The sequence below is a fragment of the Pseudomonas marginalis genome (assembly GCF_008692035.1).
GTDB lineage: Bacteria > Pseudomonadota > Gammaproteobacteria > Pseudomonadales > Pseudomonadaceae > Aquipseudomonas > Aquipseudomonas marginalis.
The window spans coordinates 2,617,691-2,644,264 of record NZ_VTFG01000001.1; the positions used below are offsets into that span (position 1 = coordinate 2,617,691).

Consider the following 26,574-nt stretch of genomic DNA (forward strand, 5'->3'; position numbering starts at 1 on the left):
TTCGTTTTCCGGCAAGGCGTTTGCCACTCCAACCTCTAGAGAAATGTGTATGCAATACCCGCTTTGGGATGACCGCCACGGGTCCCCCACATCTCCACCAGCCCGCCAATCACAGCCATTGAATGGCCGTCATAGGCCACGATCCCCAACCTGCCATTCGCGAGTTCACTGCTCGTAGAAGGCCTGTAGAGCCCCCTCAACCCCAGACGATCCAAGGCCTCATGGGCCGCCTCGCCGTTGTTCATGCTTTCCAACGCATCGGCATAGCTCCTTTTTGATTTATTGATATCGTCGTCGATACCATTACCCTCCATTTCAATGCGCTTGCCGCTCACGGCAAACATGAAAATGGCGTCGGCCAGCATCTCCGGATCGGTCCCTTTAAACTTAGACGCAAGGGCAGCCTGCCTTAACTCGTCCTTGGTTAAATGAAGCTCAAATCCATCCCGCATCTTCACGTAATAGCCATCGTCCGTTTCTTTCACCTCCTTGAAGACATCGGTGGGTTTCTGGCCAAACTGCATCATTGCAGCCTTTATCGCTGAAACGGTGACGCAATTGCCATCAGGCCCCTGGCTGAATCCACTCCAAATATCATTGGGTTTCTTGCCAGGGTTGGATCGATCCGGTCGATAGTTAAAATAATTCGCCCCACTCAAAATGGGCTTGTTGCTCATTTTCTCGCCAAACCCATATACCCTGCCGCTTGAAGGTCCACCGCCAGCCGCACCTCCTCCTACTCCTAGACCCCCAGCAAGCCTTGGACCGAGCAACGGCTGAAGAAGCTGGCGAAACTGCGGGGACTCCGAGCCCGCAGCCAGCTCGCCAAGTATGTTTTTGAATTGTTCAGCACCCAGTTCCTCGCGAAGATCGTTCAGCTTATCGCGCAAGTCCTGAGCCAATTGTTTTTTTGAGCCTTGCTCTGCGTAAAACAGCTGGTTGAGCAACTGCTTGACCGCCGACCCGCCAGCCACGGGCTGAGTGCGAGTCGATGCTCCTGAAGCGATACCGGGCACGAATGTTACGTGCCCAGCGCCTGACACGGACACTATTGAACTGCACATCTTCACCTCTCCATAGATTGATGAGCCTGCAGGCCCTAGACCAATCAGTGGCAAGGTAGGAATGGAGTGTTCCTCTCCATACATTTCAACGCGTAACCTGCCGCGTCTAGAGGTATTTTCCCACATCCACAAAAAAGCCCCTCTTACGAGGGGCTTCTTGTGGAGCACTACCGCATCAGGTCATCTGAATGATGGTCTGCATGATGGTGCTCTGGGTGGAAATGGTCTTGGCGTTCGCCTGGTAGTTGCTCTGGGCCTTGATCAGGTCCACCAGTTCGTTGGTCAGGTTGACGTTGGAGTTCTCCAGGGAGTTGGCCACGATCGAACCCAGGGTGCCGGATTGCGGGGAGTCATAACCCGGCTGGCCCGAAGCGAAGGTTTCTCTCCAGGTGGTGCCACCCGATGGCTGCAAGCCTTGCTCGTTGTTGAAGCTGGCCAGGGAGATCTGGCCGATGGCCTTGCTCTGCTGGTTGCTGAACGTGGCGAACATTACGCCATTGCCGTCGATTTTCAGGCCGGTGATCTGGCCAGTGGCGTAACCGTCGGTGGTCGGCGGGTTGCGGTAGCTGGCGGAGTTGTACTGGGTGATATTGGCCATGTTGACGGCAATATTTGGCGCTGTAGCCTTGTTAGGCGTCCATACGCCATTGGTCACCGAGCCCGGGATCCAACCGGTGAGCGTCAGGGTCGTGCCGGACACGCCTGCGGTGGTGATATCCGTCAGTTTACCGGCACCGTCAAAGCTCAATACCGACGGCACGGGAGCAGTGGTACCCGTCGTTGTAGGCTTGGAACCATCCAGGTTACGGCCATCGATCAGCGTGTAGGCGCTCCACTTGTTGGCGTCGGTTTTCACCATGTACTGCACCATCTCGTGGGAGTTGCCCTGGGAGTCGTACAGGGTGGTGCTGTACTGGGTGGTGAAAGTGGTGGTGTCAGTCGGGTCGAACGGCTTGGTGGTCTGGTTGATCACCGGCTCCGACGAGTTCAGGTTACTGGTGGAGTCCACTTTGGTGGACGCCTTCGGTGGCAGGTACGACAGGTTCAATTGCAGGTCGGTCAAGCCGCCTTTGATGATCTTGCCGTCGTCATCTGCCGCGTAGCCCTGCAGGCGCGAGGTACCGGTGTTGTTGGTGATGTAGCCGTCTTTGTCGGCACGGAAGGCACCGCTACGGGTGTATTCCAGCGAGCCATCGCTGCCCTTCTGCACGAAGAAGCCACCGCCCTGGATCGCCATGTCCAGCACGCCGCCGCTGTTGTTGACGTCACCCTGGGTGAACTGCTGGGACACCGCTGCCAGGTTCACACCGTTGCCGATGCTGTTCTGGCCGGTGCCCAGTTTGGACGCGGCGTAGATATCCGCGAACTCCGCACGGGACGACTTGAAGCCAGTGGTCGCAACGTTGGCGATGTTGTTGCCGGTTACGTCCAGTTGTTTGTTGGCCGCATAGAGGCCGCTAAGGCCGATATTAAAAGACATGTTTCTCTCCCTCTGCCGTATTTAGCCGGCTCTATGTACCGATAGTCTGAATTTGCGACAGCTTGACGCTGCCCATGCCACCTGCAAGGTTCAGCAGCATTTCGCCGCCGGTCTTGCTCAACGTCACACTGGTCACCGTTGCCGGCAACGAAGTCGCCATGGCCACCGATTCACCCTTGTCGTTCTTGGTCGTCGCCGCAAAGGTGTAGGTGCCGGCTGGGGCGACCTCGCCCTTGTCGTTCTTGCCATCCCAGATGAAGTCGGACGAACCCGCGCTTTGGGCACCCATATCGATAGTGCGCACCACGTTGCCGTCTTTATCGGAGATCTTGATCGAGACGTTGCCTGTCGCCGCAGTCACCGCCACCGAACCGGTCATGCTCTTGCTCGTGTCCACCAAGGCCTTGTTGGTCTGGGTGATAATCGAGCGCCCCACCAGCGATGAAGCCTGCAGCGCCTGCGACGAGCTGAAGTTGCTGGAGATCGCATTGACCGAGTCGTTCAGGGTGTTGATGCCTTCCAGGCTGCTGAATTGCGCCAGCTGGGCCACAAACGCACCGTTGTCCTGAGGCGACAGCGGGTTCTGGTTTTTCAGTTGGGTCACCAGCAGTTGCAGGAACGCATCCTTGCCCAGGGACTGGCTGCCGGTCGCCGTCTTGGTAGCATCGGCGACGGTGGTGTTGTCGGTGGCGGTCTTGACCTTGGAGTTGAAAAGGTCCTGGACTGCCGTGTTGGTCGTGGTATCAACGATGGCCATTATTTGGCGCCCCTTATCACTGACCCAGGGTCAGGACCTTCTGCATCATGGTTTTGGCGGTGTTCATCATTTCCGCGTTGGTCTGGAACGAGCGGCTGGCGGAGATCATGTCTGCCATTTCCTCGACCACGTTGACGTTGGGGTAATAGACATAACCCTTTTCGTTCGCGGCAGGATGGTTCGGCTCGTAACGGGCCTCGAGGTTGCTCTGGTCTTCGACCACACCGAGGACCTGCACGCCCTGGCCGGCAGCATCCTGGTTCTGGAACAGCGAATCGCTGCCACCGCTCTGGCCACCCTGGAACATGGTGGCGAACACCGGGTGACGGGCGCGGTAGGTCTGGTCGATGCTCGAAGACACGGTCTCGGCGTTGGCGATGTTACTGGCGACGGTGTTCAAGCGCGTGGTCTGCGCGCTCATGCCACTGCCGGCAATATTGAAAACACTGGACAGGGACATGGCTTACTCTCCACGCAGGGCTGACATCAGCCCTTTGAATTTACTGTTGAGCAGGGTAAAGCTGGCCTGAAAGTTCACCGAGTTCTCGGCATAGGCCGATTGCTCCAGCTGGGCGTCGACGGTGTTCTGGTCGATCGACGGCTGCATCGGCGTGCGATACAGCAGCGACTCGTCACCACTGCTCAGGCCTTGTGCTTCGATATGACGGTTGTTGGTCATGTTCAAGGCGAAGGTGCCGTTCTTGGTCTTGTCCTGCTGTGCGGCGAGCACGGCGGAGAAATCCAGGTCCCGAGCCTTGTAGTTCGGGGTGTCGGCGTTGGCAATGTTGTTGGCCAGGACTTCGGCACGCTGGGCGCGAAAGCCCAGGGCTTGTTCGTGGATACCGAGCGCTTTATCGAAGCTGATGCTCATGGCGGAAACCTTTAGGCTGACCTGCTGTTAACAGGGTTATAGCAAGGCGCATGCCAATATCTGATACCCCCGTAAATCAAGGGGTTGCGAGGAGCTTGCCGGCGGCAATGCCAGAAAAGCGGCAACGGGTTTCCGCGTGGCGCCAGTAAAGCGGCAATGGGGAGTTGCCGCTTTCTTCAACTTTTTTGCCGCAGAAACAAATGTGGGAGGAGGCTTGCCCCCGATAGCGGCTGATCAGTTGATGTCTCTATCACTGATACACCGCTATCGGGAGCCAGCCCGCTCCCACATTATTATCTGGCCTGATTATTTGGCCTGGTAGATGATCCCAGGGCTGCATTGCACCATCTGGAAGTGATCCGGCAAACCATTGAGCGCCTCGGATGCACCGAGAAACAGGTAGCCGCCACGCTTGAGGGTGCCGTGGATGCGCAACAGGATGTCTTTCTTCACCTCGGCCGAGAAGTAGATCAGCACGTTGCGGCAGAACACCATGTCGAACTTGCCCAGGCTGGCGTAGCTGTCGAGCAGGTTGAACGAGCGAAACTCCACACGGTTCTTGATCGGCGCCTTGACCGCCCAACGCCCTGCCCCTTTCGGGTCGAAGTAACGTTGCAGGCGTTCCTGGGACAAGCCACGGCCCAGGGCCAGGCTGTCATACTCGCCGGTCTTGCAATTGGTGAGCATGGTGCCGGACAGGTCGGTGGCGACGATCTGCGCCCCGGCTTTAAGCTGGCCCATGTTGGTCCGCTCGAACTCATCGATGGACATCGAAATCGAGTACGGCTCCTGACCCGAAGAGCAGGCGGCCGACCAGATACGCAGGCGCTGGCCCGGGCTGGCCTTGATGGCCTCCGGCAGCACTTTGCTCTTGAGCACTTCAAAGGGGTAGGTATCGCGAAACCACAGGGTTTCGTTGGTGGTCATGGCATCGACCACCATCTCCTTGAGGCCACTGCGCGGCTGGCCCTGGATCCGCTGAACCAACTCGCCCAGGGACTTGATGCCCTGCTGCTCCATCAGTTTGTTAAGACGGCTGGATACCAGGTATTGCTTGTTTTCACCGAGCAATATGCCACAGGCTTTTTCCAGGAAGACCCGGAACTGTTCAAAATCCAAATTACCCGTAGACACTGATACCGCCTCTAAAATCGTATGACCGCCAGGGGAAAACCCTAGCCGTGATCTGCTGCCTTGATCCGGTCGACTACCCGGGATGCCAGGTCATCAGGGCGGAATTTGGCAAGGAAGTCATCGGCACCGACTTTCTTGACCATCGCCTGATTGAATACGCCCGACAACGAAGTATGCAGGATGATATGCAGTTTTTGCATGCGTGGATCGCTGCGTATCTCAGCAGTGAGGGTATAGCCGTCCATTTCCGGCATCTCGATGTCAGAGATCATCATCAAGAATTCTTCTTCCGGCTTCTTGCCTTCATCCACCAGCTTGCGCAGGTAATCCAACGCCTGGCGCCCGTCATTGAGGGCGACAACGTCCACGCCGACGGTTTGCAGGCAACGAGTCACCTGTTTACGCGCCACCGAGGAGTCATCCACCGTCAGCACACGCAGCGAGACCGCCTTGTGGGCCGTTTCGGCGTCGACCACTCCCACGGAAATCGATTCCGAGGTGGGCGCCACTTCGGCGAGGATCTTCTCCACGTCGATGATCTCCACCAACTGGTTATCGACCCGCGTCACCGCCGTGAGGTAGTGATCGCGACCGGTGCCCTTGGGCGGCGGATGGATCTCTTCCCAGTTCATGTTGACGATGCGCTCCACCGAGCGCACCAGGAAACCCTGGGTCTTGGTGTTGTACTCGGTAATGATCACGAACGGGTTCTCGCGATCCTGCAGGCCGGCCGAACCGGTGGCCAGGGCCAGGTCAAGAATCGGGATAGTCGCACCACGAATATTCGCCACACCGCACACCACCGGACTGGACTTGGGCATGATCGTCAGCTTGGGACATTGCAGCACTTCCCGCACCTTGAATACGTTGATGCCATACAACTGCTTGCCATCCAGGCGAAACAGCAGCAACTCCAGGCGATTCTGCCCTACCAGCTGTGTGCGCTGGTTTACTGAATCCATTACTCCTGCCATGCCATGACTCCTACGCTAAAACCTTTGGCTATACCTACAAGGGCGGCGCGCCCCAACACTAAAACGGCACGAGCTTTGCTATTTGTTCAATTATGGACATTACAACGACAGTTTCCCGACGCCTTCACCTGACACGGTTTTGCAGATTGCTCTGCGCACCGCTCGCGCTGCTTGCCTTCAGCCTGGGCACCACGGCCCGTGCAGAGAACGTCACCTTGCCTGATCTACTTATCGGCGTCACCCAAGGCTTTCTTGAGTTCACTGTAGAAGATTATCTGGCAACCACACAGACGCCGGGGCGTTATGAAATCCAGGTCAACCAGTTGGACCCGCGTCTGCGCATGCCGATGTGCGACAAGGAATTGACAGCGACCCTGGAAAGTCCCGCCCAACCCATCGGGCGCGTAACGGTCAAGGTACGCTGCGAAGGCGCCTCGCCCTGGACCGTGTTCGTACCGGCCCAGGTCAAATTGTTCCGTGATGTCGTGGTGGTTGCCCGCCCACTGAAGCGCACGGGCATCATCGATTTCGAGGACGTCGTACTGCGTGAGCGCGACATCAGCCAGATTAGCCAGGGCTACCTGACATCCCTGGACCAGGCCATCGGGCAGAGATTGACCCGACCAGTGGTCACCGATCAGGTGATTACCCTGGTGCACCTGGAACAGGCCGAGGTCATCCGCAAGGGCGACCAGGTGGTGATTTCCGCGAGCAGCGGCGGCTTGAATGTGAAAATGCCGGGCGAAGCGCTGTCCAACGGCGGCATGAGCGAACAGATTCGCGTCAAGAACCTCAACTCCAACCGCGTGATCAAGGCGCGGGTAACAGCCCCAGGGCAAGTCGAGGTCGCTTTATAGATTACTGGTACAGGACGCTGGGTTTTCCTACACTGTGCACGAGAAGCCCCGTGCGGAGATTTATTGTCATTCGCGCCTAAAGTTTGTCCGGGTATGGCCGAAAACATGGCAAGCGTCCAAATACCCAGAGGTTTTTTTATCATGGTCATCGATTTCAGCCGTTTGAATAACACCCCGACGACGTCAGGCACTACGCGCACCACCAGTCCCAAGGACAACGTAGAAGCCAAGGCCCCGGCGCTGCCCGCCAAGGCAGAACAGGCCAGCGCCAGCCAGAGCGGGGAATCCGTACACCTGAGCAATGAGGCTCAACAGTTGCAGAAGGTCACTGACTCGCTGCGCGACCAACCGGTAGTCAATAAAGCCCGCGTGGCCGAATTGAAACAGGCGATCGCCGATGGCAGCTATAAAGTCGACAGCAACCGTGTAGCCAGCAAGCTGCTTAACTTCGAAGCCGAGCGCTAGGCAAAGGCCTGCGCAGGGCTTTTGGACGCTTAAAACCCAAGGCCAGCCATGCATCACGACGAACATTTGCTTCAACTGATCATTGATGATCTAGCGCCGACGCAACAATTGCTCGAGCTGCTCAAAGAAGAATCACTGGCCCTCTATGGCCGGGACATGCCGCTGCTGGAAGAAATTCTGGCACGCAAGCAGTCGTTGATCGTCCTGCTGGAACAGCACGGCAAAAAACGCAGCCAGATCCTCATCAGCCTCGGCCTGCCGGCAGACCACGACGGCCTGGCGCAGTTGGCCAGCCACTCCTCGGTCGGCGATCAATTGCTGGCCCAGAGCAAAGAACTCAACCAATTGCTCGCCCAGTGCCAGGAAGCCAACCTGCTTAACGGTCAGTCGATCCAGCTTCAGCAAGCCACGACCGCCAACCAGTTGCGTATACTCCACGGCGGAGAGCCTCCGGCACTCTATAACGCCCAGGGCTCCACCTCGCGCCTGGTCAAGCCAAGCACCCGCAGCCAAGCCTGACACCGGTTTACAGCGCGCCCTATCCAAGGCGCGCCACATGCTGGCAAAATGCCGGTTCTTGCGTGTAGTCGTATTTTGTCTGGAGATGGAAGAACCGTGTTCAACGCCCTTAATGCGGAAGATGCCCCGCAGCCACCCAAGGTCCTCACCACGCCTCTGGAAATCGCCGGCACCTTGCGGATGCTGCAAGACAGCCATGATCCGCTGATCATCACTTTCCATGAACGCAGCCAGCGCTTCCAGAGCTACCTGGTGGACGTCAACCGCGACAGCAACACGCTGGCGCTGGACGAAATGATCCCCCGTGACGGCGAGCGCCACCTCGAAAACGGCGAACCCTTTCGCATCGAAGGTTTCCATGATGGCGTACGCGTCGCCTGGGAAAGCAAAGGCACCCTGACCATCAGCGAAAAAGGCGGCCACCGTATCTATACCGGCAGCCTGCCGGACGAGGTGGTCTATCATCAGCGCCGCAATGCCTTCCGCGCCGCGTTGAAGCTGGCGCAACTGGTGAATATCGAGCTGGGCGGCGAGAAGCTTCAGCTGCCGGTCAACGGCAAACTGCTGGATATTTCCGCCACCGGCTGCAAATTGCGTTTTGAAGGCGATATTTCCGAGCGCCTGCAACTGGGCCAGGTCTACGACCGTTTTATCGCAGCCCTGCCGTTTGGCAGCATGACCACCGCCGTCGAACTGCGATACCTGCACTTCGAAGAAAGGATCAACACGACCTTTGCCGGCGTGCGCTTCCACAACATGAGTGGTTTGGTGCAACGCCAGGTCGAGCGCTTTGTGTACCAACTGCAGCGTGAAGCACGACGGTTCGACAAAGACGACGATTTTTGATCCTTAACCATCGCAGCAAAAAAACGGGCAGACCCTTTGGGATCTGCCCGTTTTTGCTTTCAGGGGCGTGCCCTGCTCAATTCGTGAGGATGCTCGTCCGGCCCCAGGGGCTCAGGTGGGCCTTCGAAGGCGGGCTCATCCACCGGCGGCTCCGGATCGGCCTGCGGCTCGGGGTCGGGTACAGTCTGCATCTGCTCCTGCACCACCTGCTCGTCGACCCGCGGGTCCAGCGCCGCCACCAGCGGTGAACTCGACATACTGTCGGGCATTGCCACGTGATGCAGGGGGGCATCTTCCACCTGGTGCAGATTGGTCACCGCCTTAGGCCGGATCCGCCACACCAGGATCAGCGCGCACAGACTGAAAAACGCATACAGCATCTGGCTGCCGAACAGCTTCATCACCACACCCGCCAGCAACGGCCCGACGCTGGCGCCGATACCGTAGGTCACCAGCAGCATGGCCGTCAGCGATACCCGGCGATCCCCCTCCACATGGTCGTTGGAAAACGCCACCGCCAATGGATACAGGCAAAACTGCACGAGAGAACACAGGAAGCCCGCCACGAACAGCACCTCCAGCGGCACCTGGGTCATGATTGCCAACGGCAGTGCCGCCACCGCCAGGCACAAGGCGAAGCAGCGGATCAGCAGCGCGCGATCATAACGATCCGACAACCAGCCCAGGGGCCATTGCACCAGCAACCCGGCAAAAATGCAGCTACCCATGAACAGGCCCACCTGTTCGGTGCTCAACCCTTGCTGGGAGGCATACAGCGGCGCCAGGCCGTAGAACGAACCGACGATCAACCCCGCCCCCAACACCGTACTCAGCGACTGCGGCACACGCTTGATAAAGAAGCGCGGCTCCATCGGCGCAGGATGCAAGGCCGCCGGGTGAATGCGCCGGGTCATGGCCACCGGCACCAGGCACAGGGCGAAACACAGCGCCACCAGCATCAGCAGCTCAAGGCCAAGCTGGGGATGCATCACCAGTATCAACTGGCCCAATACCAGACCCAGGTAGGAGGCGATCATATAACCGCTGAACACTACGCCACGCTGCTTGGCATCGGCCTGCTCATTGAGCCAGCTCTCGATGACCATGTACTGGCACATCATCCCCAGGCCCACGATTATCCGCAGCACAATCCAGGCCGGCAGCCAATCGACCAGGCCATGGCCCAGCACCGCCGCACCGACAATCCCGGCACAGGTGGCATAGGCACGGATATGCCCGACCCGGGCAATCAGGCGATGCCCGATCTTGCCGCCCAGCACCAGGCCAAAGTAGTTGGCCGCCATCAGCGCGCCCACCCATAGGCTGTCGACGTGGTCGGCCGCCAGGCGCAAGGCCAGGTAGGTACTGAGCAGGCCGGAGCCAATCAGCATCATCAAGGAGGCGAAATAAAGGGCTCGAAAAGATTTCCAGATCTGGCGCATCGGCGTTCCGAGCGGCTCCTTGCGGTGAGAGACAGGGCTATCGGCATGATAGTCCGGGGTGACCGGGTCCGGACAGGCAACATGCGCTGTTTCCGGGGATTATTTTGCTTAACAGCTCAGACGCTGTCGGATGGCGCGCAAGGTACATGGTTGCGACAAATACATCACGGCACCTGCTGTGAACCTTGATCGGCGGCAAGGTTCGACCTGCGTGCAAAAAGATCGAGCACGCACAAAAAAGCCCCGCCAGGAAGTTCTGTACGGGGCTTTCTCTATGGGCTACGAATCTGGTGTCCCAGGGCCGGTTCGAACGGCCAACCTTCCCCTTAGGAGGGGGATGCTCTATCCAATTGAGCTACTGGGACAAATGACAGCCATCAGGCCAAGGGCACTGCGACGGACGGCGTGCATGTTAACGGCCGAGGTGGGTTTTGTCATGTCGTCCGTGGGCTTTTTAAGTGTAGGCCGAGCCTTGCCCGAGCAATTGCGGTTTCGCCCCGCGAATACGGGCACCTGGCCTGATCGTGCAAAATGCAATTACCCAAAATGCCAGCATTGCAAATTGCAATCCTTCACCTCCTCAAAGTAAACTCAAGCCATTGATTTTATTGAATTAATACATTGGCACGACACCTGCAACAGTTCTCCTGCAAACCCCATCCAGCCAAGGCATTAAACGGAGAACATGACCATGAACAGTGCCATTCTGTTAGCTCTCAACACCGTCGCCCTGGCTGCACTGGTGATGTTCCACTTTCAATCGACTGGCAGCAACGACCCCGCCCAGATCAGCCAGCAGGCAGTCCCCCACCACTTGCAACAACGTCCGCAACTGGCCGTGATGACACCGAATGCACAAGCGCCAGTACGCCTGACTCAAGGCACCCACGCCGCGCCGGCATCTGAACACTGGGTTTTTTAAGGACGCTGATCATGAGCAAATTTGCCTGGCTGTTCCTGAGCCTGACCATCGCCACTGGCCTTATGGGCCTGAGTGCAAGCTCCCAGGATGGGCAAACCAGCGCATTCGTCGCCGCCGGCGTTTTCGCAGGTCTGCTTCTGTTGACCCTCGTCGTGGGTCGCCGAATCAAATTTGACCCGGTTTTACGCTGACCCCTCCCTTCCCTGCGCTGCCCTCCCCCTACCTTATGTCGCCTCGTCCTAGTAAATCGGCAAATTGCCACTAGTCTTAAAACTAAGGGCAAAAGGCCACTTTGCTATAGGATGTGCGACCTCAAACCCTGTGGTGGCCTGGACTTACGGGAAGTTCCCTCGTGGAATCACTCATGGAAAAGTTTTCCAACCAGTCCGCAAAAATGCAAATGAGTGCTGGCATAAAGCCTCTAGGCAGTTCAATATTTGTCACAGAATTGACGCCAAGGAACTGGCAAATCTGAGGCATGATGCGGCCTCTTTGCAATTCGGGTTGAACTTTGGTCGTGAGTCTTGTCTTAACACTCATCTTGCGGCCAATTCCAATAACCGCTCCCCTGAACTAACCGGTTAAATATATGCGCCCATTGAAACAGGCAATTTATTCCAGCCGTACGGCTGACAAGTTCGTCGTACGTCTGCCAGACGGAATGCGGGAACGCATTGCCGAGGTGGCTCGCAATCATCACCGCAGCATGAACTCCGAAATCATCGCGCGCCTGGAGCAGAGCCTTATTCAGGAAGGTGCGCTGGGTGACGAACTGAGCATGCGCCTGGACAGCCCCGAGCTGTCGCTGCACGAACGCGAACTGCTGCAGCGTTTTCGTCAGCTCTCCCACCGCCAGCAAAATGCCCTCGTCTCGCTTATCGCGCACGACGTAGAGGCGGCCGCAGAAGCCAATTGATCCGCCACTGAAAGCCGAAGCCAGCCCTGTGCTGGCTTTTTTTTGCCTGGGATTCACAGGGCTCGGCATTCTTATCACGTAGCAGAGGGCGCCCGCCCGAGACAGATCAGAGCAGGAAGATCGTCGCCAAACCGAGGAAGATGAAGAAGCCACCACTGTCGGTCATGGCCGTGATCATCACGCTGGCGCCCATGGCCGGGTCGCGCCCAAGGCGTGCCAAGGTCATGGGGATCAGCACCCCCATCAGGGCCGCCAGCAGCAGGTTGAGGGTCATGGCAGCGGTCATCACCACCCCCAGGGACCAACTGCCGTACAGCAAGTAGGCCACCACGCCAATCACCCCACCCCACACCAGGCCATTGATCAGGCCCACGGCCAACTCCTTGCGCAGCAGGCGCGAAGAGTTGGCGGTACTGACCTGGTCCAGCGCCATGGCGCGTACGATCATGGTGATGGTCTGGTTGCCCGAGTTACCACCAATGCCTGCCACAATCGGCATCAACGCTGCCAAGGCCACCAGCTTCTCGATGGAACCTTCGAACAGCCCGATCACACGGGAGGCGATAAACGCGGTAATCAGGTTAACGGCCAGCCAGGCCCAGCGGTTATGCAGGGAACGCCAGACTGACGCAAAAATATCTTCCTCTTCACGCAAACCCGCCATGTTGAGGACTTCGGTTTCACTCTCTTCACGAATCAAGTCGACGATTTCGTCGATGGTCAGACGGCCGATCAGCTTGCCGTTCTTGTCGACCACCGGGGCAGAGATCAAGTCGTAACGCTCAAAGGCCTGCGCTGCGTCGTAGGCATCCTCATCGGGGTGAAAGCTCACGGTATCGCTGGCCATCAGGTCAGCAACCTTTTTCTCCGGATCGTTGACCAACAGGCGCTTGATCGGCAGCACGCCCTTGAGAATGCCTTCATAGTCGACCACGAACAGTTTGTCGGTATGACTCGGCAGTTCTTTCAGCCGGCGCAGGTAACGCAAGACCACTTCCAGGCTGACGTCTTCGCGGATGGTGACCATCTCGAAGTCCATCAGTGCGCCGACCTGATCCTCGTCATAGGATAACGCGGAGCGCACGCGCTCACGCTGCTGGCCGTCAAGGGCCTCCATCAACTCATGGACAACATCACGCGGCAACTCTGGAGCCAGGTCGGCCAGTTCGTCAGCGTCCATCTCCCTGGCGGCCGCCAGGAGCTCGTGATCGTCCATGTCGGCGATCAGGGTTTCACGGACCGAGTCGGATACTTCGAGCAGGATATCGCCGTCGCGGTCGGCCTTGACCAACTGCCAGAGGGTCAGTCGATCATCCAGGGGCAAGGCTTCGAGAATGTAGGCAACGTCGGCGGAGTGCAGGTCATCGAGCTTGCGTTGCAACTCGACGAGGTTCTGGCGGTGGACCAGGTTTTCGACGAGGTCGTTATTCGGACCATCCTGGCGGTGCGTGAAATCTTCGACCACGCGCTGGCGCTGCAGCAGCTCGATGACTTGAGCCAGGCGATCCTGCAGGCTTTCCTGTGTTTTCTTTACTTCTACTTCGGTCATAGGCGAACTCCACTCCCAGCAGCGGGGCACGCCGGAAGGATCAATCAGTCAATTCATGATTGGTAAAACGGGGTACTGAGTAACTACTGGGTAAGTCCATGGAGGTATTCCATAAGCCCCGGCGGGGCTGACGGGCGCAATGATACACCGTGCGTCCGGTTTTAACGTCAAAAAACTGGAAAGAACAAGCGCTTGCGAGCCAAAGTTGAGTATTGGCCACACCTATTCAACTGCGACGCCATCACCGGAATGGAAAACACATAAGGAAGGAGAAAAAGATAAGGATCCACACAAACCCCAGACGGCAAAAAGCCCGCACTAGGCGGGCTTTTTGTTTGTATGGTGCACTCGACAGGATTCGAACCTGTGACCGCTCGGTTCGTAGCCGAGTACTCTATCCAGCTGAGCTACGAGTGCATATTGTGTTTTTAGACCAGATCACAACTGGTTGAAGCCGAGCTACCTGCATTGCTGCAACTAACTCTTAAATGGTGCACTCGACAGGATTCGAACCTGTGACCGCTCGGTTCGTAGCCGAGTACTCTATCCAGCTGAGCTACGAGTGCATTTGTTGCCGCGCATTATAGGCCGTTCAATCTCTATGTAAAGCTATTTTTTCGTTTAATTTCAACAACTTAACGAAAAAACCAGATTGCAACGTACTAAGCAAATAATGGCGGAGAACGGGGGATTCGAACCCCCGACACCCTTTTGAGGTGTACTCCCTTAGCAGGGGAGCGCCTTCGGCCACTCGGCCAGCTCTCCGCAACACGGGGCGTATATTAACCACGTTCATCCCCGTTTGCAAACATAAAAAACGATAAAAATTAAAGGCTTGGTTCTCAGTCCTTTTCCTCGTCCTTCTGTTCGTCGTTTTGCGCGTCCTGATCTTTACCCTTCTCTCTGTCCTTCTCTTTACTGATCCGCAAGAAGATTTCCTCGCGATGGACCGCCACCTCTTTCGGAGCGTTAACCCCGATACGCACTTGATTGCCTTTGACGCCGAGCACGGTCACGGTGATTTCGCCATCACCGATAATCAGGCTTTCTGCGCACCGACGAGTCAGAATCAGCATACCTTTCTCCTCACGCATTTCATTTCAGGAACAACAGTCTGCAAAAAAAAGGCGTTCGACCTACGACTCGAGAGCCATAGCCCTAACGGCCTAAGTATTGTCGAGCGCACGCAAAAGACCATGCGCCCTACAAAAAAATGAAAGGCGCGGTAAACCGCGCCTTCCTGGCATTGCATCACTCGCCCTGTCGGGCCGGAGCATCCAGCTCAAAAGCGGTATGCAGCGCGCGTACAGCCAGTTCCAGGTACTTCTCTTCAATCACCACCGAGACTTTGATTTCCGAGGTAGAGATCATCTGGATATTGATGCTTTCCTTGGCCAAAGCCCCGAACATGCGGCTGGCAACGCCGGCATGGGAACGCATGCCCACACCTACGATCGACACCTTGGCAATCTTGGTATCGCCGACCACTTCACGGGCGCCAATTTCGCTCGCGGTGTTCTCCAGGATTTTCAACGCCGCATCGTACTCGTTGCGGTGCACGGTGAAGGTGAAATCGGTGGTGTTATCGTGCGAGACGTTCTGCACGATCATGTCGACTTCAACATTCGCATCGCTGATAGGGCCCAGAATCTTGAAGGCCACGCCCGGGGTGTCTGGCACGCCACGGATCGTCAGCTTGGCTTCATCGCGGTTGAAAGCGATGCCGGAAATGATCGGCTGTTCCATGGATTCCTCTTCATCAATAGTAATGAGGGTGCCCGGACCCTCCTTGAAGCTGTGCAATACGCGCAGCGGAACGTTGTACTTGCCGGCGAACTCCACCGCGCGGATCTGCAACACCTTGGAACCGAGGCTGGCCATTTCCAGCATCTCTTCAAAGGTGATCTTGTCCAGGCGCTGGGCCACGGACACCACACGCGGGTCAGTGGTGTAGACGCCATCCACATCGGTGTAGATCTGGCACTCGTCAGCCTTGAGGGCCGCCGCCAGGGCCACACCGGTGGTGTCAGAACCGCCACGCCCGAGGGTGGTGATGTTGCCGTGCTCGTCCACACCCTGGAAGCCCGCTACAACTACCACGCGGCCTGCTTTCAGATCAGTGCGAATTTTCTGGTCGTCAATCTGCAGGATCCGCGCCTTGGTGTGCGCGCTGTCGGTGAGGATGCGCACCTGGCTGCCAGTGTAGGACACGGCAGGCACGCCACGCTTGTTCAGGGCCATGGCCAGCAAGGCGATGGTCACCTGCTCGCCGGTGGACACGATCACATCCAGCTCACGCGGCAGCGGCTGTTGCTCGCCACTGATGGCCTTGGCCAGTTCGATCAGGCGATTGGTCTCGCCGCTCATGGCCGACAGCACCACGACCAGGTCATCCCCGGCATCGCGGAATTTCTTAACCTTGTCGGCCACCTGCTCGATTCTTTCGACAGAGCCGACCGAGGTGCCTCCAAATTTCTGTACGATCAAAGCCATTTCCAAGCCGCCTCAGCCCGTAAAGGGGCGCCTAATATCCAATCAACCAGCACAGAACAGCCCGTGACTAGACCACGGGCGGGTTAACAGTGCCTTAAATACCTGCTTCGACAAAAGGCACGGTCAGGGCCAGGGCCGCGTCCAGGGCACTGACGTCTACACCACCGCCTTGCGCCATGTCCGGACGACCGCCGCCCTTCCCGCCCACTGCCGCAGCGGCTTGCTTCATCAAATCACCGGCCTTGAGTTGGCCAGTCAGGTCCTTGGTTACACCGGCAACCAGCACGACCTTCTCCTCATGGACACTGCCGAGCAGGATCACTGCGCGGCCGAGCTTGTTCTTCAACTGATCGACCAGGGCCAACAGCGCCTTGCCGTCCTGGCCGTCCAGGCGTGCAGCCAGGACTTTCACGTCCTTGACGTCAACGGCCGAAGCCGACAGATCGTCGCCCGCAGCGCTGGCCGCCTTGGCTTGCAACTGCTCCAGCTGTTTCTCCAGCGCACGGTTGCGCTCCAGAACGGCGGACAACTTGTCGATCAGGTTGTCGCGGCTGCCCTTGACCAGGCTGGCCGCTTCCTTGAGTTGTTCTTCAGCCGCATTCAGGTAGGCCAGGGCCGCAGCGCCGGTCACCGCCTCAATACGACGCACACCCGACGCCACGCCGCCTTCGCTGATGATCTTCAGCAGGGCGATGTCGCCGGTACGGTTGGCGTGGATACCGCCACACAGTTCCACCGAGAAGTCGCCGCCCATGCTCAGCACGCGCACGCTGTCGCCGTATTTCTCGCCGAACAGCGCCATGGCACCCTTGGCCTTGGCCGTCTCGATGTCGGTTTCTTCAGTTTCTACCGGGGAGTTCTTGCGAATCTCAGCGTTGACGATGTCTTCCAGGGCCTTGATCTGCTCAGGCTTGATCGCTTCGAAGTGACTGAAGTCGAAACGCAGGCGCTGGCTGTCGACCAACGACCCCTTCTGCTGGACGTGCTCGCCCAGCACCTGGCGCAGCGCGGCGTGCAGCAAGTGCGTGGCCGAGTGGTTCAGCGCGGTGGCATGGCGTACGTCGGCATCGACCTGGGTGTCCACTGGCGCACCGACCGTCAGGTTGCCCAGCACCAGCACGCCGTGATGCAGGAACGCACCGCCGGTCTTGGTGGTGTCGCGCACCTCGAAACGACCGGAGGTCGAACTCAGGAAACCACAGTCACCGACCTGGCCACCGGACTCGGCGTAGAACGGCGTCTGGTCCAGGACCACAACCGCTTCTTCGCCTTCGCTCAACACGTCGACCGACTTGCCGTCTTTATAAATGGCAACGATCCTGGCCGCGCCGACGGTCGCCTTGTAACCGGTGAACTCGGTAGGCACGTCAACCTTGACCAGGGTGTTGTAGTCCAGGCCAAAGGAACTGGCGGAACGGGCGCGCACGCGCTGGGCTTCCATCTCACGCTCAAAGCCGGCTTCGTCGATGGTCAGCTCGCGCTCACGGGCAATGTCGGCGGTCAGGTCCATCGGGAAGCCATAGGTGTCGTACAGCTTGAACACGACATCGCCCGGCACCACGGTGCCTTTGAGCTCGGCCAAGTCCTGTTCCAGAATCTTCAGGCCGTGCTCCAGGGTCTTGGAGAACTGCTCCTCCTCCGCCTTGAGCACGCGCTCGATGTTGCTTTGCTGTTGCTTGAGTTCCGGGAAGGCATCGCCCATCTCGGCAACCAGCGCGGCCACGATCTTGTAGAAGAAGCTGCCAGTGGCGCCCAGCTTGTTACCGTGGCGGCAGGCGCGACGGATGATGCGACGCAGCACGTAGCCACGGCCTTCGTTGGACGGCAGTACACCGTCGGCGATCAGGAAACCGCAGGAACGGATGTGGTCCGACACCACCTTGAGGGACGACTGGCTTTCATTGGCACAACCAATGGCCGCGGCCGACGCGCTCAGCAGGTTGGTGAACAGGTCGATCTCATAGTTGGAGTGAACGTGCTGCATCACCGCACTGATCCGCTCCAGGCCCATGCCGGTGTCCACCGACGGCGCTGGCAGCGGATGCAGCACGCCATCGGCGGTGCGGTTGAACTGCATGAACACGTTGTTCCAGATCTCGATGTAACGGTCGCCGTCTTCTTCCGGCGAGCCCGGTGGGCCACCCCAGATGTCGGCGCCGTGATCGTAGAAAATCTCGGTGCAGGGGCCGCATGGGCCGGTATCGCCCATGGTCCAGAAGTTGTCGGAAGCGTAAGGCGCGCCCTTGTTGTCGCCGATGCGAATCATGCGCTCGACGGGCACCCCGATTTCCTTGGTCCAGATGTCATACGCTTCGTCGTCCGTCGCGTAGACAGTCACCCAGAGTTTTTCCTTGGGCAGCTTCAACACGCCGGTCAGGAAGGTCCAGGCGAAGGTAATCGCGTCTTTCTTGAAATAGTCACCAAAGCTGAAGTTACCCAGCATTTCGAAGAACGTGTGGTGGCGGGCGGTGTAGCCGACGTTTTCCAGGTCACTGTTCTTGCCGCCGGCACGCACGCACTTCTGGCTGCTGGTGGCGCGGGTGTAGGCGCGTTTTTCCTGGCCCAGGAAGCAGTCCTTGAACTGGTTCATCCCCGCGTTAGTGAACAGCAGGGTGGGGTCATTGCCTGGGATCAAGGAGCTGGAGGAGACACGGGTGTGACCTTGCTCTTCGAAGAAGCGAAGGAAGGCTTCACGGATTTCTGCGCTTTTCATAGGTTCTTCCACGGAGGCTGCGGCCAAAGGCCAGTGCGCAACATCATCAGACGGAGCGACGGCAAAAGGCCGCATTATATCGGCCCTTTGCCGGTGGTACAGCGTGTTTATGCGATAGAGAGGTTCAATTAGACGGTCTGCACACTCATTTGCGCGAAAATTCGACGAATGCCTCGAGCACTTGCTCGATCTGCGCCCGGCTCACATCCAGGTGCGTCACCATGCGCAGGCGCGGCGCAGCACTCAACTTGATCCCACGCTCGGCGGCAAACGTCTTCAAGGCCTGGGCCTGGTCGCCGATCTGCACGTAGACCATGTTGGTCTGCACCGGCTCCACCGCGTAACCGGCGTTGCGCAGCTCATCGCCCAGCCATTGCGCATTGGCGTGGTCGTCGGCCAGGCGCTGCACCTGGTGATCCAGGGCGTACAGCCCCGCCGCCGCCAGGGAACCGGCCTGGCGCATGCCACCGCCGACCATCTTGCGCAAACGGCGTGCCTTGGCGATCAACGCCGTGGAGCCGCACAGCACCGAGCCGATCGGCGCACCGAGGCCCTTGGACAGGCACACCGACACCGAGTCGAAATGCTGGGCGATCTCCCGTGCATCGACCCCCAGCTTGACCGCCGCGTTGTAGAGTCGCGCGCCATCCAGGTGCAGGGCCAGGCCATGTTCGCGGGTCAACGCCCGCGCCTTCGCCAGGTAGTCCAGCGGCAGCACCTTGCCCTGCATGGTGTTTTCCAGGGCCAGCAGGCGGGTGCGGGCGAAGTGGAAGTCGTCGGGTTTGATAGCCTCGAGCACCTGATTCAGGTCGAGGGAGCCATCCGCCTGCACGTCCAGCGGCTGCGGCTGGATCGAACCCAGCACGGCCGCACCGCCGCCCTCGTATTTGTAGGTGTGGGCCTGCTGGCCGACGATGTACTCCTCGCCACGCTCACAGTGGGCCATCAGCGCCAGCAGGTTGCTCATGGTGCCGGTGGGCACGAACAGCGCGGCTGCAAAGCCCAGGCGTTTGGCCAGCTCGGCTTCCAGATGGTTGACGCTGGGGTCTTCGCCGTAGACGTCATCGCCGCTGGCGGCATTGGCCATGGCGTCGAGCATGCCGGCGGTGGGTTGGGTCACGGTGTCGCTGCGCAGGTCGATCACAGACATGAAACAAGCCTCGAAGGGGTTCATTAAGCTTCTTATGAGGATGATTACTGCGGGCAAAGCCGCGGAATATCAAGCCCCACGCGTTCTCAATCGAATACCAACCAAACAAACCGATATAGCTTATCGATACGACGCTCGTGCAGTTTATGAAAAACCATGTTAAAAACTCTCCGCCAACAGGGTTCTGGTGGCAACGTTCTCAGGGCGGGGTGCAATTCCCCACCGGCGGTAATTGCACGCAATGTGCATAGCCCGCGAGCGCTTGGCGCCTCGAACTGCTCACGCAGGACGGCGACAAGGTCAGCAGACCCGGTGTGATCCCGGGGCCGACGGTCATAGTCCGGATGAAGAGAGAACGGGATTGGCACCTAAGGGCCGCACGCTGAGCGCATGCCTGCATGACTCGGCGGTTCGTACCCTTAAATCCCATTCGATTCATAACGCCCTGTTTTTTTCTTAAACAGGAGTCAGAACATGCAACCCACCGCAATCGACAGCAAAAGCAAAAACCATCACGGCGAGCGCGTCGCGTTTATCCAGGCTTGCTGGCACAAGGATATTGTCGACCAATCGCGCAAAGGCTTCCTCGCCGAAATGATCGCCCAGGGCTACCAGGAATCGGACATCGATTTCTTCGAAGTCGGCGGCGCCTTTGAAATGCCCCTGCACGCCAAGCTGCTGGCCAAGACCGGCCGTTACGCCGGTATCGTGGCCGCCGCGCTGGTGGTGGACGGCGGGATCTACCGTCACGAATTCGTCGCCCAATCGGTGGTCAGCGGCCTGATGCAGGTTCAGCTGGAAACCGAAGTGCCGGTGTTCTCGGTGTCCCTGACGCCGCATCACTTCCACGCCGGCAGCGAACATACCGCGTTCTTCCATGAGCACTTCGTGCACAAGGGCCAGGAAGCTGCACGTACATGCGCCGACACCCTGCACAAGGTGCGGGCGATCCGTCGCAGCGAGCCACGGGCGCTAGCGGTCTAAGCAACACTGCAAAACAAAATGTGGGAGGGGGCTTGCCCCCGATAGCAGTGTGTCAGTCAGCTGATCTGGAGCTGAGACACCGCCATCGGGGGCAAGCCCCCTCCCACATTTGGATCCGGATACGCCTTGAGACCTATGCCAGGCCCACGTCCGTGGTCGGCACAATCAATATCCCCGCCCGCAAGCCATTCTTTACCTTCGGGTTGGGGAAGATGATGCGCGCACCCTCCTCCTCGATCACCCAACGGGTCTTGGCCACGTCTTCGGCCAGCAGATAACCCTTTTCCAATTCCGAAAAGTTTTCCACGTCCGCCGGCAAGTGCAGCAGGAATGCATCGCTGTGCTTGATGACTTCCCGCGACACGGCGAACAGTTTCAACCCGTCCAGACTGTCAGTCTCAGGCTCGGTGCCTTCGATGATCTGCTTGAGGCGCAGCTCCAGGCGGGAGACATTCACGCCCTGGTTGTGCCCGAACGGTCGCGCCTTGCCCAGTTCGAGGGTGAAGGCCTCGGCCTCCAGCTGCTCGTAGGTAAACGCGGTGAAGGTGATCGAGCTCTTGTTCTGCAGCAGCACCGCTTCCATGCCAGCGGCGTTCAGGCGCGCCAGTTCGTGGCGTGAATGCTGGCGCCCCTCCTTCCAGGGGTACAGCGCAAACTGCTCGATCTTCGAGCCGCGGATGGCGGTGTGCAGGTCGTAATGCAGGCGCGAACGGCCAGGCTGGCTGAAGAAGCTGCGGGCCAGCTGTTCAAGTTCGGCGGCGCGCATGGCTTCGGGGCCGATGTTTTTTTCATGCCGGCCGTTGAACAGCCGGTTGACGTCCAGTTCAAGGTAACGCTCGCCGCGGCGCATGGCCTCGGGGTTGCCGAACAGGAACAGAATACGGGTGCGGGGCTTGATCTCCCCACGGGCGATGCCATGCAACAGGCGGTCGAGCAATTCGATCGGCGCGGTTTCGTTGCCATGGATGCCGGATGACAGCAACAGGTCGCGGCCATTGTCCGTTGCCTGCGGCGGGCGCACTTCGAGTGCGCCCTCGCTGAGCCAGCGCATCTGCACGCCGTCGACAGTCAGTTGAATTTTTTGCGCCGGTTCGCGACCGGCGAGGGTCAGTTCAAGCAGTTTGCCAAGGGCGAGCATACGCAGCTTCCTTAGTGGTTGCAGCCTGGGCCGTGGACGTGATCGTCATCATCACCTTCAACGTCGGCCGGTTCCATTTCCAGTTGCAGGCTCATCAGGTTGGTGGCCAGTGGGCGCATCAACAGGTTGGCGTATTCGGCGTCGCCTTCTTCCACGTCCACGCCGATCAGCAGTTGGCCACGGCCGTCGTGCTGGATCCAGATTTCCTTGCCCTGCCAGACCACGGCGACGCGGGTGCAGGAGGTTTCCAGCTGGGTGCCGTCGGTGTCTTCAAGGATCAGTTGCAGGGTGTCGGTGCTCATAAATAATTCTCAGCCATAGGGTGTAAAAAGAGGTGGCGTTAATTGATCTGGAAAGGATAAACCGAGCCCAGTTTAAGGATTTGCGTCAGTTCATCCAGTGCCGTCCGGCACTCAAGCAGTAATTGCGGGTCAGCCAGGTCGGTTTCGCGCAGGCTGTCGCGGTAGTGCTTGTCGACCCATTGGGTCAGTGTGTCGTACAACGGCGCGGTCATGATAACCCCTGGGTTCACCGCTGCCAGCTCGGTTTCATTGAGGGCCACGCGCAGGCGCAGGCACGCCGGGCCGCCGCCGTTCTGCATGCTTTGCTTGAGGTCGAAGACTTTGACTTCGCGGATCAGCCCCGCGGACGCCGTCAGGCCTTGCAGGTACTGCCAGACGCGCTCGTTGGCGCGGCATTCTTCCGGCACGATCAGCAGCATCGAACCGTCGGCGCAGGTCAGCAACTGGCTGTTGAACAGGTAGGAGCGCACCGCGTCCTCGACGCTGACCTGGGCACGCGGCACACACACCGCCTGGAAGTTGCCGCCCAGCTTGCCCAACTTGCCCTGCAACTCGGCCAGCATCTGTTCGGTATGGAGGAACGCGTCCTCGTGATAGAACAGCACCTCGCCGTTGCCCACCGCGATCACGTCGTTGTGGAACACGCCGGCATCGATCACCGCCGGGTTCTGCTGGGCGTAGACCACGCCTTCATCCTTCAGGCCATGCAGGCGGGCGACGGCCTGGGAGGCTTCGAGGGTCTGGCGCGCCGGGTACTTCTGCGGGGCCGGGTAACGGGGGTCGAACGCGCTGCGCCCGAACACGAAAAATTCCACCCCCGCGTCGCCATACTCACGGCAGAAACGCGTGTGGTTGGCCGCACCTTCGTCGCCGAACTGCGCCACCGCCGGTAACGCGGCGTGGTGGGCAAAGTGTTTCTGGTCGGCAAACATCGCCCCCAGCACGCGGCTGGTGGTGGGGTGTTCGATGCTGCGGTGGTATTTGCAGTTGAGGTTGGCGGCGGTGAAATGCACGCGGCCATCTGCCGTGTCGGCGCTCGGGCTGACGGTGGCGGCGTTGGCCACCCACATGCTCGATGCCGAGCAGCTGGCGACCAACAACGGCATGGCCTGCTTGGCCGCCTGCTGGATGACCTGGGCGTCGGTGCCGCTGAAACCGAGGTTGCGCAACGCCGCTACATCCGGACGCTCCTGGGGCGCAAGCACACCTTGCACAAAGCCCATGTCCATCAGCGCTTTCATTTTCTGCAGGCCCTGCAACGCCGCTTCCCTGGGGTTGGAATGCTGCTGGCTGTTGCTCTGGGAGGCGACGTTGCCGAAGGACAAACCGCCGTAGTTATGGGTCGGCCCCACTAGACCGTCAAAATTGACTTCATAGGATTTCATCGGCGAGGCTCCACGAACATCTGTTTTTATAGGCTTCAAATTACTTGAATACACCACTGACCCCCTGTGGGAGGGGGCAAGCCCCCTCCCACATTTAGATCAGCGTAATGCCGGGGGTTAGCGTGGCCGGTACCACCAGGCTTGGCGTTTCAAGCGACGCCACCGGGTACGCACAATAATCCGCCGCGTAATACGCACTGGCGCGATGGTTGCCCGAGGCCCCTACCCCACCAAATGGCGCGGTGCTGGCGGCGCCGGTCAGCTGTTTGTTCCAGTTGACGATGCCGGCACGGCTTTCCAGCCAGAATTGCTGGTAACGCGCTTCGGAATCGGACAACAGGCCAGCGGCCAGGCCGTACCGGGTGTTGTTGGCTTCGGCAATCGCCGCCGCGAAATCGGCGTAGCGGATCACCTGCAACAGCGGCCCGAACAGTTCTTCGTCTTCGCGCTCGGTCACGCCGGTCACGTCGATGATGCCTGGGGTCAGCAAGGCAGCTTGATCCTGGGGCTGGGTCATCTCCAACAGCGCCACGGCGCCATTGGCCAACATCAGCTCCTGGGCGTCCATCAGGGCTTTTGCCGCCGCCAGGGAAATCACCGAGCCCATGAACGGCGGTGGTTGCTGGTCGAACGCGCCGACTTCAATCGTCGCGCTCACCGCCACCAGCCGCGCCAGCAGCGCATCGCCCCAGGCGCCTTCCGGCACCAGCAGGCGACGGGCACAGGTGCAACGCTGGCCGGCGGAGATAAACGCCGACTGGATGATGGTGTAGACCGCCGCATCCACGTCGGCTACTTCATCTACCACCAGCGGGTTGTTGCCGCCCATTTCCAGGGCCAGGATCTTGTCCGGGCGCCCGGAGAACTGCTGGTGCAGATGATTGCCGGTACGGCTGGAACCGGTGAAGAACAACCCATCGATACCGGGGTTGGCGGCCAACGCAATGCCGGTCTCGCGCGCGCCTTGCAGCAGGTTCAACACGCCCGCCGGCAAACCGGCGTCGATCCAGCACTGCACGGTCAGCTCGGCAACTTTCGGGGTCAGCTCGCTGGGCTTGAACAGCACGGTATTACCCGCCAGCAACGCCGGGACGATATGCCCGTTGGGCAGGTGACCGGGGAAGTTGTAAGGACCGAACACCGCCACCACGCCGTGGGGCTTGTGGCGCAATACGGCGGTGGCGTCGCCCAGGGGGCCGCTCTTCTCGCCGGTACGCTCGCGGTAGCTTTGCACCGAGATTGCGATCTTGTTGGCCATGCTGGTGACTTCGGTGGCCGACTCCCACAGCGGCTTGCCGGTCTCCTCGCCGATGCAGCGCGCTATTTCATCGGCGCGACTTTTCAGGCTCGCGGCGAAGGCTTCCAGCACGCTGATGCGCTCTTCCAGCGGGCGCCGGGCCCAGGCCGGGAACGCCTGGCGCGCGGCCTGCACGGCCGACTCGACCTGCTCGACAGTGGCGCCATTACCGGCCCACAGCACCTGCTGGGTCACCGGATTGCGGGATTCAAACAGTTCACCCTGGCCAGCCAGCCAGCTACCTGCGATATACAGCGAATTCATTATTTCGACTCCCGGGCAGCAGACAACGGTACGGCACGCACTTGATCACCCACCACCAGTTGCAGGCGCTTGGCGGTTTGCGGATCGACCACCAGCGTGCCGGCCGCCAGGCGTGCCGGTGCGGCGGTGATGCGGCAATCTTCGCGTTTGCGGTTATGGATCAGGAACGGCGTGGCGTCGTCCCCCGGTGTGCCGATGGCCAACACCAATGATTGGCTGTCGCGCACCGCACGGATCTTGGCGGTCTCGCACTCCACCGCCGGGCCGGCGTCGAAAATATCGACGTAGCCCTGGTAGCTGAAGCCTTCGCTCTTGAGCATGCTCAGCGCCGGCTCGGTGTCCGGATGGACCTTGCCGATCACGTTGCGCGCGTCTTCGGAAAGGAAGCAGCTGTACAACGGAAACTTGGGCATCAGCTCAGCAATAAACGCCTTGTTGCCCACGCCGGTGAGGTAATCGGCCTGGCTGAATTCCATCTTGAAGAAGTGCCGGCCCAGGCTTTCCCAGAACGGCGAACGCCCGGCGTCGTTGGACACGCCGCGCATCTCGGCGATGATCTTGTTGCCGAACAGCTGTGGGAACTCGGCGATAAACAGCAGGCGCGCCTTGGCCAGCATGCGGCCGTTGAGGCCGTTGCGGTAATCGGCATGCAGGAACAACGAGCACAGCTCGGAATTGCCGGTGAGGTCGTTGGCCAGGAACAGCGTCGGAATCTCACGGTAGATATTCAGTTCCTGGGAGGCGCTGACCGTCAGGCCGACCCGGAAGTTGTACCACGGCTCGCGCAGGCCGACGGCACCGGCGATGGCGGAAATCCCCACCACGCGGCCTTCGTCGTTTTCCAGCACGAACAGGTAGTCGGCATCACCGCGCCCGGCGTCGCCGCGAAAGGTTTTTTCCGCCCAGCCTACCCGGTGGGTCAGGCGCTCTTCGTTGGCCGGCAAGGTGGTGAGGCCGGTGCCGGTGCTGCGCGCCAGATCAATCAGGGCCGGTAAATCGCTGCTGCGTACGGGACGAACGATCATGCTATCTCCTCAGACGGGCCGCTGCTG

At 59.4% G+C, this 26,574-nt stretch carries 26 protein-coding genes, 4 tRNA genes and 1 riboswitch; of the genes, 8 read left to right on the forward strand and 22 right to left on the reverse strand.

Annotated features, from left to right (window positions below; all coding sequences use genetic code 11):
• Positions 1-35 precede the first annotated feature (35 nt).
• From FX984_RS12205 to FX984_RS12235, 7 genes are all read right to left on the reverse strand, one after another.
• Positions 36-1,016: a hypothetical protein gene (locus tag FX984_RS12205; protein ID WP_223841624.1), complete on the reverse strand. Its 981-nt coding sequence runs from the start codon at positions 1,014-1,016 to the stop codon at positions 36-38.
• A gap of 223 nt (positions 1,017-1,239) precedes the next feature.
• Positions 1,240-2,544 (reverse strand): flagellar hook protein FlgE, encoded by a 1,305-nt coding sequence (gene flgE, locus FX984_RS12210; protein WP_092359502.1) that lies wholly within the window; start codon positions 2,542-2,544, stop codon positions 1,240-1,242.
• A 31-nt stretch (positions 2,545-2,575) separates the two neighbouring features.
• Positions 2,576-3,301, reverse strand: a complete 726-nt coding sequence (gene flgD / locus FX984_RS12215) for a flagellar hook assembly protein FlgD (protein ID WP_065939080.1) — start codon at positions 3,299-3,301, stop codon at positions 2,576-2,578.
• Between the two features lie 16 nt (positions 3,302-3,317).
• Positions 3,318-3,761: a flagellar basal body rod protein FlgC gene (gene flgC, locus FX984_RS12220; protein ID WP_024076985.1), complete on the reverse strand. Its 444-nt coding sequence runs from the start codon at positions 3,759-3,761 to the stop codon at positions 3,318-3,320.
• 3 nt (positions 3,762-3,764) lie between these two features.
• Entirely contained in the window at positions 3,765-4,172 is a 408-nt protein-coding gene (gene flgB, locus FX984_RS12225) for a flagellar basal body rod protein FlgB (RefSeq protein WP_017529461.1), read from the reverse strand.
• A gap of 306 nt (positions 4,173-4,478) precedes the next feature.
• The gene (gene cheR / locus FX984_RS12230; RefSeq protein WP_027607785.1) at positions 4,479-5,306 is read right to left on the reverse strand and encodes a protein-glutamate O-methyltransferase CheR; all 828 of its coding nucleotides are present in this window, start codon (positions 5,304-5,306) and stop codon (positions 4,479-4,481) included.
• Between the two features lie 41 nt (positions 5,307-5,347).
• On the reverse strand, positions 5,348-6,280 hold the full coding sequence (locus tag FX984_RS12235) for a chemotaxis protein CheV (protein ID WP_027607784.1): 933 nt from the start codon (positions 6,278-6,280) through the stop codon (positions 5,348-5,350).
• 92 nt (positions 6,281-6,372) lie between these two features.
• Here FX984_RS12235 and flgA point away from each other — a divergent pair, with 92 nt between their 5' ends.
• The 4 genes from flgA to FX984_RS12255 all read left to right on the forward strand — a co-directional run bounded on the left by flgA (position 6,373) and on the right by FX984_RS12255 (position 8,967).
• Complete coding sequence (flgA, locus tag FX984_RS12240; RefSeq protein WP_092359504.1) at positions 6,373-7,137, forward strand: flagellar basal body P-ring formation chaperone FlgA; 765 nt, start codon at positions 6,373-6,375, stop codon at positions 7,135-7,137.
• Positions 7,138-7,278: 141 nt separating this feature from the next.
• On the forward strand, positions 7,279-7,602 hold the full coding sequence (flgM, locus tag FX984_RS12245) for a flagellar biosynthesis anti-sigma factor FlgM (protein WP_065939081.1): 324 nt from the start codon (positions 7,279-7,281) through the stop codon (positions 7,600-7,602).
• Positions 7,603-7,650: 48 nt separating this feature from the next.
• Complete coding sequence (locus FX984_RS12250) at positions 7,651-8,121, forward strand: flagella synthesis protein FlgN (protein ID WP_027607781.1); 471 nt, start codon at positions 7,651-7,653, stop codon at positions 8,119-8,121.
• A gap of 96 nt (positions 8,122-8,217) precedes the next feature.
• Positions 8,218-8,967 (forward strand): flagellar brake protein, encoded by a 750-nt coding sequence (locus FX984_RS12255; RefSeq protein ID WP_027607780.1) that lies wholly within the window; start codon positions 8,218-8,220, stop codon positions 8,965-8,967.
• 59 nt (positions 8,968-9,026) lie between these two features.
• On the opposite strand, the gene FX984_RS12260 is transcribed toward FX984_RS12255, so the two are convergent.
• A complete protein-coding gene (locus FX984_RS12260; RefSeq protein WP_092359506.1) occupies positions 9,027-10,409 on the reverse strand; it encodes an MFS transporter in 1,383 nt (460 codons plus the stop codon).
• A 288-nt stretch (positions 10,410-10,697) separates the two neighbouring features.
• Positions 10,698-10,774, reverse strand: a tRNA-Arg gene (locus FX984_RS12265).
• A gap of 326 nt (positions 10,775-11,100) precedes the next feature.
• Here FX984_RS12265 and FX984_RS12270 point away from each other — a divergent pair.
• The 3 genes from FX984_RS12270 (at position 11,101) to FX984_RS12285 (ending at position 12,247) form a co-directional block, all read left to right on the forward strand.
• The gene (locus FX984_RS12270; protein WP_027607778.1) at positions 11,101-11,331 is read left to right on the forward strand and encodes a hypothetical protein; all 231 of its coding nucleotides are present in this window, start codon (positions 11,101-11,103) and stop codon (positions 11,329-11,331) included.
• An 11-nt stretch (positions 11,332-11,342) separates the two neighbouring features.
• The gene (locus FX984_RS12275; RefSeq protein ID WP_027607777.1) at positions 11,343-11,522 is read left to right on the forward strand and encodes a PA3371 family protein; all 180 of its coding nucleotides are present in this window, start codon (positions 11,343-11,345) and stop codon (positions 11,520-11,522) included.
• A gap of 398 nt (positions 11,523-11,920) precedes the next feature.
• Positions 11,921-12,247: an Arc family DNA-binding protein gene (locus tag FX984_RS12285; RefSeq protein ID WP_003175643.1), complete on the forward strand. Its 327-nt coding sequence runs from the start codon at positions 11,921-11,923 to the stop codon at positions 12,245-12,247.
• 106 nt (positions 12,248-12,353) lie between these two features.
• Here FX984_RS12285 and mgtE read toward each other — a convergent pair whose 3' ends face one another.
• From mgtE to ltaE, 8 genes are all read right to left on the reverse strand, one after another.
• Entirely contained in the window at positions 12,354-13,796 is a 1,443-nt protein-coding gene (gene mgtE, locus FX984_RS12290) for a magnesium transporter (protein WP_065926188.1), read from the reverse strand.
• Positions 13,797-14,136: 340 nt separating this feature from the next.
• A tRNA-Arg gene (locus FX984_RS12295) sits at positions 14,137-14,213 on the reverse strand.
• A 72-nt stretch (positions 14,214-14,285) separates the two neighbouring features.
• Positions 14,286-14,362, reverse strand: a tRNA-Arg gene (locus FX984_RS12300).
• A 108-nt stretch (positions 14,363-14,470) separates the two neighbouring features.
• A tRNA-Ser gene (locus tag FX984_RS12305) sits at positions 14,471-14,561 on the reverse strand.
• Between the two features lie 77 nt (positions 14,562-14,638).
• Positions 14,639-14,872: a carbon storage regulator CsrA gene (gene csrA / locus FX984_RS12310; RefSeq protein ID WP_051429402.1), complete on the reverse strand. Its 234-nt coding sequence runs from the start codon at positions 14,870-14,872 to the stop codon at positions 14,639-14,641.
• Between the two features lie 175 nt (positions 14,873-15,047).
• Positions 15,048-16,289: an aspartate kinase gene (locus FX984_RS12315; RefSeq protein WP_027607775.1), complete on the reverse strand. Its 1,242-nt coding sequence runs from the start codon at positions 16,287-16,289 to the stop codon at positions 15,048-15,050.
• A gap of 94 nt (positions 16,290-16,383) precedes the next feature.
• Positions 16,384-19,002, reverse strand: a complete 2,619-nt coding sequence (gene alaS / locus FX984_RS12320) for an alanine--tRNA ligase (protein ID WP_146477376.1) — start codon at positions 19,000-19,002, stop codon at positions 16,384-16,386.
• 145 nt (positions 19,003-19,147) lie between these two features.
• A complete protein-coding gene (gene ltaE, locus FX984_RS12325; protein WP_146477374.1) occupies positions 19,148-20,152 on the reverse strand; it encodes a low-specificity L-threonine aldolase in 1,005 nt (334 codons plus the stop codon).
• A gap of 191 nt (positions 20,153-20,343) precedes the next feature.
• A riboswitch (FMN riboswitch) is annotated at positions 20,344-20,513 on the forward strand.
• A gap of 113 nt (positions 20,514-20,626) precedes the next feature.
• On the opposite strand from ltaE, the gene FX984_RS12330 reads away from it, so the two are divergent.
• Positions 20,627-21,136, forward strand: coding sequence for a 6,7-dimethyl-8-ribityllumazine synthase (locus FX984_RS12330; RefSeq protein WP_027607772.1), 510 nt, complete (start codon positions 20,627-20,629; stop codon positions 21,134-21,136).
• A 133-nt stretch (positions 21,137-21,269) separates the two neighbouring features.
• Here FX984_RS12330 and astE read toward each other — a convergent pair whose 3' ends face one another.
• The 5 genes from astE to astA all read right to left on the reverse strand — a co-directional run bounded on the left by astE (position 21,270) and on the right by astA (position 26,547).
• Positions 21,270-22,274: a succinylglutamate desuccinylase gene (gene astE / locus FX984_RS12335; RefSeq protein ID WP_092359547.1), complete on the reverse strand. Its 1,005-nt coding sequence runs from the start codon at positions 22,272-22,274 to the stop codon at positions 21,270-21,272.
• Between the two features lie 11 nt (positions 22,275-22,285).
• Positions 22,286-22,576: a hypothetical protein gene (locus FX984_RS12340; RefSeq protein ID WP_027607770.1), complete on the reverse strand. Its 291-nt coding sequence runs from the start codon at positions 22,574-22,576 to the stop codon at positions 22,286-22,288.
• Between the two features lie 38 nt (positions 22,577-22,614).
• Positions 22,615-23,961: an N-succinylarginine dihydrolase gene (astB, locus tag FX984_RS12345; RefSeq protein WP_092359549.1), complete on the reverse strand. Its 1,347-nt coding sequence runs from the start codon at positions 23,959-23,961 to the stop codon at positions 22,615-22,617.
• A gap of 94 nt (positions 23,962-24,055) precedes the next feature.
• Complete coding sequence (astD, locus tag FX984_RS12350) at positions 24,056-25,525, reverse strand: succinylglutamate-semialdehyde dehydrogenase (RefSeq protein ID WP_166655335.1); 1,470 nt, start codon at positions 25,523-25,525, stop codon at positions 24,056-24,058.
• Positions 25,522-26,547 carry an arginine N-succinyltransferase gene (astA, locus tag FX984_RS12355; protein WP_027607767.1) on the reverse strand — a complete coding sequence of 342 codons (1,026 nt, stop codon included), beginning with the start codon at positions 26,545-26,547 and terminating at the stop codon, positions 25,522-25,524. The genes astD and astA overlap by 4 nt, the downstream gene beginning before the upstream one ends.
• Between the last annotated feature and the right edge of the window lie 27 nt (positions 26,548-26,574).